The organism is Colwellia sp. E2M01 (assembly GCF_018860585.1).
Taxonomy (GTDB): domain Bacteria; phylum Pseudomonadota; class Gammaproteobacteria; order Enterobacterales; family Alteromonadaceae; genus Colwellia.
The window spans coordinates 1-11,682 of record NZ_JAHKPR010000030.1; the positions used below are offsets into that span (position 1 = coordinate 1).

Annotated in this window: 5 protein-coding genes; all 5 read left to right on the forward strand. The window is 39.3% G+C overall.

Going from position 1 to position 11,682, the window contains the following annotated elements; translation table 11 throughout:
- Nucleotides 1-802: PEP-CTERM sorting domain-containing protein (locus KO502_RS06805; RefSeq protein ID WP_216021824.1), on the forward strand; the 802-nt coding region annotated here is incomplete at its 5' end.
- 320 nt (nucleotides 803-1,122) lie between these two features.
- Nucleotides 1,123-3,363 carry a type I secretion system permease/ATPase gene (locus tag KO502_RS06810; RefSeq protein ID WP_216021825.1) on the forward strand — a complete coding sequence of 747 codons (2,241 nt, stop codon included), beginning with the start codon at nucleotides 1,123-1,125 and terminating at the stop codon, nucleotides 3,361-3,363.
- Complete coding sequence (locus tag KO502_RS06815) at nucleotides 3,360-4,823, forward strand: HlyD family type I secretion periplasmic adaptor subunit (protein WP_216021826.1); 1,464 nt, start codon at nucleotides 3,360-3,362, stop codon at nucleotides 4,821-4,823. Before KO502_RS06810 ends, KO502_RS06815 begins: the two co-directional genes overlap by 4 nt.
- A 122-nt stretch (nucleotides 4,824-4,945) precedes the next feature.
- A complete protein-coding gene (locus KO502_RS06820; RefSeq protein WP_216021827.1) occupies nucleotides 4,946-5,800 on the forward strand; it encodes a lysozyme inhibitor LprI family protein in 855 nt (284 codons plus the stop codon).
- Nucleotides 5,801-5,821: 21 nt separating this feature from the next.
- Nucleotides 5,822-11,662: a hypothetical protein gene (locus KO502_RS06825; RefSeq protein ID WP_216021828.1), complete on the forward strand. Its 5,841-nt coding sequence runs from the start codon at nucleotides 5,822-5,824 to the stop codon at nucleotides 11,660-11,662.
- Nucleotides 11,663-11,682: the final 20 nt, after the last annotated feature.

Below are 11,682 nucleotides of genomic sequence, written 5' to 3' on the forward strand. Positions count from 1 at the left end.
AAGCCTCACCCTACTCGATACACCCAAACCGAGGAATTTTACTATTAAAGCTTACACACTAATTGTTTTGGGGGCGCTTTTATCTACCAGTGCTCAAGCTACTTTTTTAGATATTTATGAAAACAATGTCTTTTTTAATTCAACCACCCTTGGAAGTAACTCTCTTTTACATGAAGGTGAGGCTGTTTCTAGCGGAGGGATTAACGATTTTTCAGGGACAGGTATTGACGTCTTGTATTCAAATACGCTTGATACAAACAATTTGGGCTCAATTACTTGGTCGTTTACTAACAACACGGGCTTTGTTTTAGAAAATGCATGGTTAGGTGGTTTTCTTGATTTAGAAATTGGTCATACATTTTTTGATGAGTATGGACAGTTAGTTGATGTTTCAGGTACTGGAGCTGGAGACAGTAACCCCGATTCTTGGGAGATTGATGAACCAGGTTACATTTTCGGTGATATATACGACAATTTAAGTGATGGCTATTTAGACAAGGTGAATAATGTCGACTCGTCTTTTCCTGATGATGTTTCATTAGGCTTAGGTTTTGATCTTGGTACTATTTATAGTGGTTCAACTTGGAGTGTTACATTTGAAATTAGCGACACTAATATTGGCGGTCTTAGTATTACTGATCCAGATAGTGCAGCAACTTATTTCTGGAATGGGTCTTCCACTGTAAGTAATTATGTTCAAGGGCCAGTAAGTGTGCCTGAGCCTGGAAGCATCGCATTAATTATTATAGGTTTGTTTAGTACCTTTATATCACGTCGACGCAAACTCAATATCAAAGCTTAGTTTTTAATCAAGTTACATCATCTTCTTGAATATACAAATAGGGTCTGGGCATGTTTCTGTATGCCTATACCTTATTTGATTAAATTAAAACTACTCTTTAAGTTGTTTAAGCTCTATAAAACCTTGATTTTAGTCTTTATAGTTAATATCCGACTTAATATTTCGAACCATAACAAAGTGAAAGTTTTTTTAAGATTAATTGCTATTTTTTAACCTTTAAGCTACCCTGCTTTCCTCTATTTTTAATAGGGTGTTGAAAATAAAAATAAAAATAAAAATAAAAATAAAAATAAAAATAATAAAAGAGCATTAAAGGAATAATGGAAAATATTATAGATAGTGGCTGCCAAAGCCTTATTACTATCGCACGCCTTAATCAGGTGCCTGCTGAATACCAACAACTCCGTCATCAATTTGCTGATGCAGATGCGCCGTTAAACGATAACGATCTCCTTAGAGCAGCAAAAGCCATAGGCTTTAAAGCTCGTCAAATCAAAACTTCATCACAAGAATTAAACCCCAGTATTTTGCCTGCTATTGCCAAAGGGCATGATGGTCAATATTTTATCATCGCTAAAGTAAGTGAGTTACCAAAGAGTACTGACAAAGAGAAACCGGAAGAGTCTGGGCAGAAAAAAGCACAGGTTTTAATGCTTTATCCTAACGAAAAAGCTCCCCAACAAATTGATTTAAACGATTTACCAGAGCGTTGGAATGGTGAGTTAATATTACTCACTAAACGGGGTGGACTATTAACCTCGTTCAAAGAGTTTGACATCAGCTGGTTTATACCCGCGATGGTCAAATACCGAAAATTGTTTGGCGATGTATTAATTGCTTCCTTCTTTATTCAATTATTTGCACTGGTAACCCCTTTATTCTTCCAAGTTATTATGGATAAAGTGCTTATGCACAAAGGTTTAACAACACTTGATGTGCTCGCCTTTGGTTTTTTTGCTATCGCTTTATTTAATGCCATTTTAAGTGGCATACGTACCTATATATTTAGTCATACTACTAACCGAGTGGATGTTGAATTAGGTTCAAAGTTATACAATCATTTGATGGGCTTGCCGTTAGCTTATTTCGAAGCGCGGCAAGTGGGGCAAAGTGTTGCTCGTGTTCGCGAGTTAGACACTATTCGCAACTTTATCACCGGTTCAGCCTTAACGTTGTGTATAGACTTACTATTCACCTTCGTGTTTTTTGCCGTAATGTGGTACTACAGTCCCAAACTTACACTGCTAGTAATGGCGACCATACCTCTTTACATTATCCTTTCTGTCGTTATTACTCCAATGCTTCGTGCTAGGCTTGATGAAAAATTTAAGCACGGCGCTGAAAACCAGGCCTTTTTAACCGAGTCTATTACTGGCGTTGAAACCGTAAAAGCCTGTGCCGTAGAGCCTCAAATGCAACGTAAATGGGAAGACCAATTAGCTAAATACGTAAACGCCTCCTTTAGCACTCAAAATATAGGGAATATATCAAACCAAATTGCAGGTTTTATCAGCAAAATGACCACGCTAGGAATAATCTTCTTTGGTGCCTATGCTGTTATGGAAGGGCAGATGACTATTGGTATGCTCATCGCTTTTAATATGCTGGCAGGCCAAGTCAGTGGTCCTATATTAAAACTTGTACAGCTTTGGCAAGACTTCCAACAAGCGGGTATATCGGTTAAGCGTTTAGGTGATATATTAAATACCCCACGTGAACCCGGATTTAACCCTAACCGCAGTACCTTGCCACAACTTCAAGGTAAAATTGAATTAGAGAACGTTCGTTTTCGATATACACCAAACGGACCTGTAGTACTCGATGGTGTCAACCTACAAGCTAATCCCGGTGATGTTATTGGTATTGTTGGTCGTTCAGGCTCAGGCAAAAGCACATTAACAAAATTAGTGCAGCGTTTTTACGTACCTGAAGGCGGTAGAGTATTGGTTGATGGTGTGGATCTTGGTGTTGTAGATACCGCATGGCTACGCCGAAGTATTGGTGTTGTGCTGCAAGAAAACTTTTTATTCAACCGCAGTATTCGTGAAAATATAGCTCTTTCAAACCCCGGTTTACCGATGGAGGCAGTAGTAAATGCAGCCAAACTAGCGGGCGCTCACGATTTTATTTTAGAACTCCCAGAAGGATACGATAACCCCGTAGGTGAACACGGTTGTAACCTTTCTGGTGGTCAACGCCAACGTATTGCTATTGCCCGTGCGCTTATTACCAACCCACGCATATTGATTTTTGATGAGGCGACCAGCGCATTAGATTACGAATCAGAACGTGTTATTCAAGAAAATATGGGCGCTATTTGTAAAGGGCGTACCGTCTTTATTATTGCGCATCGCTTATCTACTGTACGTCAATGCGACCGTATTATCGTAATGGACAAAGGTAAAATAGTAGAAAGTGGCGCACACGACCAGCTTATTAAAAGTGACGGATACTACACCAAATTACATAGCTACCAAAGCCATGTGCCTAATATTAAACCCGTTGTAAATAAACCTGCTAAAGAGCACACATCTGAAAAAACAACAGGTGAGTCAGTATGACCACTAGCAACTCAAAAAAAGAAGCCAGCAAACTAAAACTATGTTGGCAAACACTAACAGATACATGGAAAAACCGTGCTCAACTGGGTGAACAAAAACGTAACCAGCAAGAGTTAGACTTTCTACCTGCAGCGCTTGAAATACTAGAGCGCCCACCATCACCGGTGGGTAAGTTACTGGCGCGTGTAATAATCGCTTTTGTTACCATAGGCATTATATGGGCTTGTGTTGGCGATATAGAAATTACTGCATTGGCCGAAGGTAAAATTATTTCTAGCTCACGCATAAAAAACATTCAGCCATTAGAAAAAGGTGTGCTTAAAACTATCTATGTAAAAGAAGGACAGAAGGTAGAGGCAGGTGAGCCGTTAATCGAATTAGATCAAACTTTAACTGCTGCCGAACAAACCCGTATTGCACAAGAAATGCACTTTGCACAATTAAACTGGCTACGTGAAAAAACGTTTTTAACGGCGCTGCAACAAAATAAAACACCCTTATTAACACCTACTCCAGTAACAGCAGTAAGTTCCTATTACATCAATAAAAGCTTTGCATTTACTCCGGCAGAGCAATTCACCCAAACCTTAATGCTTGAGCAAAAGTGGTTAGACTATCAATCGCGAGTAAACACGATTCAGAGTCAAAAAAAGGAGCGACAAGCTGAGTACAATGCAAACGAAGCGAAACTCAACCAATTACAACAAACCTTACCTATAGCAACAAGTAGAGTTGTGTCATATAAAAAATTATTCGATGACAACCTCATCCCAGAAATGAATTACCTGGAGGCGAAGGAAATTCAAATTGAGCAACAACAAACACTTTATAGTTACCAAGCACAACAACAACAAAATATAGCTGCTATAGAAACTGCCGAACAGCAACTTAACACCCTTAAATCACAAACTATTAGCCAAGCATTAACACAAGTTGATGAATTTCAGCGTCAAGTGCAATCACTCACCCAAGAGTTAGCTAAAGCGAAAGATGTTTCTGATAAACAAATACTATATGCACCAGTTGCTGGCAAAGTTCAGCAACTAGCGGTGCATACCGTTGGTGGCGTGGTAACCGAAGCGCAAATATTAATGCAACTAGTACCGCATAACGATTATTTGGAAGTAGAAGCTGTACTAGAGAATAAAGACATCGGTTTTGTCTATGCGGGACAAATAGCTGAAATAAAAGTCAACACATTTAATTTTACTAAATATGGCTCTATTGACGCAGAAGTTATTGACGTAACCGCCGATGCTATTGCCGACGAAAACAAAGGCTTAGTTTACAAATTACGCCTTAAAATGAAACAAAAAAGCATGACGATTAATGGGCGTGAAGTTGATTTACTCCCCGGTATGTCAGTAATGGCAGAAGTTAAAACCAGTAAACGTAAGTTAATTGAGTTTGTACTCTCGCCGTTAATGCGCAAGGTGGATGAAAGTGTGGGTGAGCGATGATGACTTATTCAAAAAGAATATAATCGATAAGTACCTTTATTAGATGAAATTTACATCTGTAAAGTGAAAGCGTTGTAGGTAAAATTTAAAAAATTAATATTTTTAAAACAAAGGATGATTTAATGAAACGAATATTATGGGGGCTTAGTATAGCGATATGTATGCTCTACTTGAACAGTGTTAATGCCGCTAGCTTTGATTGTAAAAAAGCGGGTAACTATGCCGAGCGTGTAATTTGTACGAGTGAGAAACTGTCGAGTTTGGATGATGAGTTATCCGTTTTATACAAAAAACTAAACAATAGTGAAGGTGATTGGCGTGAAAGTCAGTTAACTTGGTTAAAAGATCGCAATAGCTGTAAAACTCAAGAATGCTTATTAACCACTTACCAAACCCGCGTGTTATTTTTTGAGTCATTACTTGCTAAAAAAACGATAAAAATAACCCGAGGTGCACCGTATCAACTCTGTAAAGATTATGCAGCACTGATGTCTCGTGTAACAGTTAACCCAGAATCATCATGTAAAATAAGGTATAGCTTTGATACAGAGGCTTATGACGCTGGCTTTGCTGACATCAGATGGAAAGAGGTCGAAAAATCGAAAGTAAAATCGATTTTATCTGATTTTTGGGTTGCTAGGTATGAGACTTCGATAGATGACATTCACGCAGACATATCTCAGAAAAATAAATTTACAAAGTTTATCTCTACTCATAAGACTATCTGGATAACCAATATGGATATTAATTTTGATGGGGCAAAAGAGAAGGTATATCGAGTATCTATCGAAGAGCAATGTAGTGGAAACAGGTTTTCATACTTTATTCTACCAATGTTTGACAAGAGGCGCAGCACAATTTTTGGTGACATATTTATGTATCAAGGTAGACCTTATTTGGATAGAAGTCGTTCATTAAGAGAGTTGTCAGGTAGTGAAAATGTTATTCACCAAAGATATGTATGTGAATTTAAATAATAAAAAAACAAGGAATGTAAGATGCCTTTAAATGTAAAAACGCTTAATCAAGAATCCTATGAGGCGTTGCGATACGAAATTATTAAGCAGTTAGAAGAATCAGGCCATGAAAATCATGAGATTTATACTGACGGTAAAGGTCTCGTTACTATTGGTGTAGGCTTTAATATTGAGGTTAAAGAGAATTTAGAGGCGGTATTAACAACCGGCTTTAATCTTGACCCTTTTAATGATATTAAAGCTGGAAAAACTTACGATGGCTTAATTGCTGCACTGTTAGTTGAATTGGGTAAACCGCAAGCTAAAGATCAAACGGCAGCACAACTTTCAGCTACACAAACGGAATTAGATAATATATTAATAAAGTATACCACAAAACACTCTTCTTTTAAGTTTGCACCTATTGGCAGTGAAACCGCAGATGACTTAATCAGGCAAACATTTGACTCGTTAGCTAAAGAATTTGAAAAAGGATTGAGTTCAGATTTAATTAGTAATAATTACAATGACTTTTCTAACTATCCCGGTACAGAGGTTAAGGCATTACATTATTCATATGAACGATTAGCGTTAATTTCACTGAAATATAACGGTGTAGCATTTACAAATACATTGAAAGCGTTAGGTAAAAATGACCGAATTACTGCGTGGTATGAAATAAGGTACGCTACGAACGGCGGCATTGACTCAGAGAAAAATGGTGTAGCAAAACGTCGGTATATTGAGTCGGAGCTTTTTGGTCTGTACCCAAGTGGTAATTATGATACTGAAGAGTATGCAAAAAAATTAGTCGATTTCTTTTTTAACGATCAATATCCTAGCAGTAAGGATACAAGAAACATTGATCACATGATTGAGTATGAAATTGCTCGAAGCCATATGATAGGCGCGAATAGTAATAATAATACCGTTTCAGAAATCGCTGCTATTGATGGCCTTTCGTTGTCAGTACCAACATTTCAAAAACAATTTTTACCGCTTGCTGCAGATTTAGCAAAGATTTTTGCTCTCAGCGGTCTGAACAATCCTGAACAGAAAACCTCTCCTGATTACAAAGAAGGACAAGCCATTTTAGCTGCTATCGGCGCTATTAATGTTGATAATGAAGTAGTTATTGGTTTAGAGACCGATGGAGTGATTAAATCGACTAGCGATGGCAATGACTTATTGGTAGCAATCAAGGATAGTGGACAAACATTATCAGGTGATAGTGGTAATGATATTATTATCGGTGGTGAAGGTAAAGATACACTCAACGGAGACGATGATGATGATGTACTTATAGGTAATGAAAATGATGATATTCTAAAAGGCGGTAAAGGCGAAGATAAACTCTATGGTGGCAAAGGCGAAGATACCCTTTATGCACAAGAGGTTTCCGATCACTCAGATAAAAGTAGTAATGAACTTTATGGTGGAGCTGATAACGATATTCTATATGGTAGTGACGGTGTAGAAGGTATTGATAGCACAGATGCCAATGTTATACACAACAATTTGCAGGTAATTGTTGATGACATACTAGACGGTGGTACTGGTGATGACACTATGTATGGTCGCGGTGGTAATGACATTTATTATGTGGACTCAGCTCAAGATGTTGTGATTGAAGAAGCAGATGAAGGCTTTGATAAAGTCATCTCATATATTAGCTTAGATTTAACGTCAGGGCAGAGTCAATATACATACATTGAAAATATAATATTAGATTCATCAGATGACACCACAGCTTTAAATTTAACGGGTAATGAAGAGTCAAATATATTAGTCGGTAATCAATTAGGTAATATATTAATAGGGGGTGGGGGTAAAGATCTACTTGTAGGTGGGTTAGGAGAGGATATACTTTATATTGGTGCAGGAAATGATCTTAATATCAATTATGATTTACCCAATATGCAAAACAATTCCTTAATAGGTGGTTTTGGTAACGATACTTACCTTGTTGCCCCCCATGCAGATGAAACATATATCTATGATGAATATGGCACAAATGAGATTTATTTTGCTTATGATGGTATAGATGATAGAAACCATAAACTAGAAGGCACTGTTTACCAAAATTATAGCGAGAAAGCCAACTCAGGGAATTTTAATGATTTGGAACTACTGGCTTTTTCCGCTATCGAAGCAGAAGGTGATTACTCATATTATGTGAAATATGGGGATGCTAAAGCTGCTGAAACAGGTGCAGAAGGTGTTTTTCTAACACTCAAGCATAACATCGATGAGGGTATGGATTATCTCTATGTCCGTGAATATGCCAAGGATGACAATGATGCTAGAGAGTCTGTTGTTATTGCAGATTTTCATCAAGGAGATTTTGGTATTACTTTATCACTCAACGCCAATGGTGAAGGGTGGGATGGCCCTAAACGACTTACCATTGACGACATTCTGGATAAAGTAATACTTGATGACAAGTTTACTTTAGCAGAAGGTGAAGAAATTAAAGACTTGATTAAAAAGGCCTTTGAAACCTCACCCTCGGCTCAAAAACAGCTCACGGAGCATGTTGCAGCTGGCAACGATATCAATATTTTCTTTTCGGATCAGGGCACCTTTTCTACTGCAGGGGCAAGAGAAGGGTCAACAGATACTAATACAGCAGATGATACTCCCGGTATTTATATTGATTTAGCCTGGCTCGAAAACAACACCTACATCAGCACCAACGGTACCGCCGTTGAAGATACGCTTGAAACCGCACTTATTCACGAATTAGTGCATCTTATGACTGGCTCAGAAGATACCGACTACCCCGGTGTCAAAGGTGAAACAGTCATTCTTTCCAATGCCATTTATAAAGAAATGGGTTTAGCAGAGCAAGTATCTTATCTCGCCTACGATTCAACCGGACAAACTCACGTTACGGGTTTTGAATATACCAATGGTCAAGCCATTGACCGCGCGTTTACTCTGCTACCAGAAGACCTTACAACCAATCATTTGAATACCAGTGGTGTTGATTTCGACGATTTAATCATCGGCAATGAACGCGACAATGCTTTTACTAGTGGCGAAGGAGATGACTATTTATATGGCAACGATGGCAATGACCAACTTATGGGCGGCGAAGGTGCCGACCTCCTTAATGGTGGTGATGGTATTGATACTGCGTTTTATAGAGATAGCACTGAAGGCGTAACGGTTAATTTAGCCGATGGCATTGGGCAATTTGGTGAGGCCCAAGGCGATACCTTGATTGATATAGAAAATGTGGTGGGCTCTGCAGAAAATGACACATTAACGGGCGATAGTGCTGCTAATGAATTATCAGGCCTTGAAGGCGACGATCAACTTAATGGTAACGGCGGCAATGACCAGCTTATGGGCGGCGAAGGTGCAGATATCCTTAATGGTGGTGACGGTTTTGATACTGCCTTTTATAACGAAAGCATTGAAGGCGTAACGGTTAATTTAGCTGATGGCATTGGGCAATATGGTGAGGCCCAAGGCGATACCTTGATTGATATAGAAAATGTGGTGGGCTCTGCAGAAAATGACATATTAACGGGCGATAGTGCTGATAATGATTTATCAGGCGGTGAAGGCGCAGACCAAATTACTGGCGGCGGTGGCGATGACCGCTTATATGGTGATGAAGACGCTGATACATTAACGGGGGGCTTAGGCGATGACTTATTGCTTGGCGGCTCTGGGAATGATGTACTGAATGGTGATGAAGGTAACGACAGGCTATCTGGCGACTCAGGCAATGATAAATTGTTTGCTGCAACGGGCAGTGATATCGCGCTTGGTGGTAGCGGTAGTGATGTAATATCAGCGACTGATGGTAATCATATACTCGTTGGCGGCTCAGGCAATGATGTTTATATTATACAAAGTACCGATGAAAACGATAATCAGCTTATTGATGGTCTTGAAGACCGAGATCAAATTATATTCACTAATACCACGGCGACAGCAACGGTAGGTATCTACGATTCTTTGAGTAACGTTTATTGGGATGTCTATCAAGACCACATTGTTATTTGGCAAGGTGGCAGTGAAAATGCCATACTTGTACACCATGCACAAGCAAGCCAACTCACCTTGCAATTATTTGACGTAGAATTAACGTTGAGCGATTACTTAGACCAAGTGCAAGCGAGTCAACGCGCGACGTTAGGGGGTGACTTTGACCTTTACCCGCATGACAGTATTGCGCATTTACCGGCTTACGATATTAATGAAACCTTGGTTGGTAATGCTGAGAATAACGTGCTTTTAGGGTTCGACGGCAACGATATACTGAACGGATTAGCCGGTAATGACCACTTACAAGGTGGACAAGGCAACGACACGCTTAACGGTGGTGAAGGTAATGACCATTTGTTTGGTAACAGCGGTGACGACACTATTGATGGTGGCAGTGGCGATGATGTTATTAATGGCGGCGAAGGTAATGACAATATTATTGGTGGTGATGGCAACGATTTAATTCTAGGTGCCGCGGGTGATGATATTATCAATGGGGGCGCAGGTCATGACCAATTAGTAGGAGGCGCAGGTAGCGACACACTCATTGGTGGTGAAGGTGCTGATGTATATCATGTTTCATCAGGTGACCGTGTTATCGACTCTGATGGTAACGGTTATTTAGTGTTTGATAACACCTTTGTTGGTGGCCAAATTTATCTTAATAACAACACGTTTTACGACCAAGCCAACAACACCTTTGCCTTACAAAATGATGGCGCATTGTTAGTTAATGATGATGTTATTATTGAAAACTTCAATGACGGTGACCTTGGTATTTCGTTAGATAAGGCCATAACAGGCAATGGCCCTTCTAGTGATGACAGCGTAGCCCCTCAAGATAGTACTTATGCGGAGATTGGTGGTTGGTCGCCGCTTGTAGATAATCAACAGATGACCAATTTGAGCAATACACAATCGTCTATTAGTGTTCCTAATACTCAAACCTATCAAAGTAATAATGGCGGAAATGCTGCTGAATTGATAAGTTTAGGAAGTCAAAATTCAGCACTTATTGTGCCGCGCGATCCCCTAGTATTGGATTTGGACGGCGACGGTATTGAGTTAATTAGTTTTGATATCAGTGATGCCTTCTTTGACTTAAATGGCGATGGTTTTGCTACCAAAACGGGTTGGTTAAATTTTGATGATGGTTTTGTCGCGCTAGACCGTAATGAAAATGGTCGTATTGATGATATTACCGAGTTATTTGGTAGTCCGACAATGACAGGTTTTGAAGAGCTTGCATTGTATGATGACAACGGTGATGGCGTTATTGACGCTAATGATGCGGTATTTAGTGATTTACTCATTTGGCAAGATCGCTGGGAAGATGGAAAAAGTGATACGTATAGTTACATTCAAGAGCCCTATTCATTATCAGATTTTGGTATTGCTAGCATCAGCCTCGAAAATACCACAGTATCAGGATTAGGCGATGGATTTTCTGACATTGTTCAAGTGGGCAGTTTTACATGGAGTGATGGGGAGGAAGGTTTTGTTAGTGAGTCGTTAGGTTTAGCGGGTGATGTTGAATTTGGTACAGACCCGTCGCAAAGTCACTATATTGGCTCTATCGATATTGATCCAGAAGTACTCGATTTACCTAATTTGAAAGGTTATGGTCAATTACCTGATTTACATATTGCCATGACCCTAAACCCCGAATTAAAACAATTAGTTGAGGATACTTTTAATACAGACAGTGCTGATTTATTACAGACTAATTTTGAAGAAATTATTGAGCTGTGGGCCGGGGTCAGTGACACATCACTTAATGATATTGACGACACACCGAATGAAGACATGCTAACGCTATCAGGCGACGTGTTTTTTAGTGCATCCGGTGTCACGTTAACCGTGAATGAGCTGGCAATATAAGTCACCATAGTTGACACTCA

Excerpts from the sequence above, each read along its gene's own strand:
- KO502_RS06810 (WP_216021825.1), top strand. The coding sequence starts at position 1,123 with ATGGAAAATATTATAGATAGTGGCTGCCAAAGCCTTATTACTATCGCA.
- KO502_RS06815 (WP_216021826.1), top strand. The coding sequence starts at position 3,360 with ATGACCACTAGCAACTCAAAAAAAGAAGCCAGCAAACTAAAACTATGT.
- KO502_RS06820 (WP_216021827.1), top strand. The coding sequence starts at position 4,946 with ATGAAACGAATATTATGGGGGCTTAGTATAGCGATATGTATGCTCTAC.
- KO502_RS06825 (WP_216021828.1), top strand. The coding sequence starts at position 5,822 with ATGCCTTTAAATGTAAAAACGCTTAATCAAGAATCCTATGAGGCGTTG.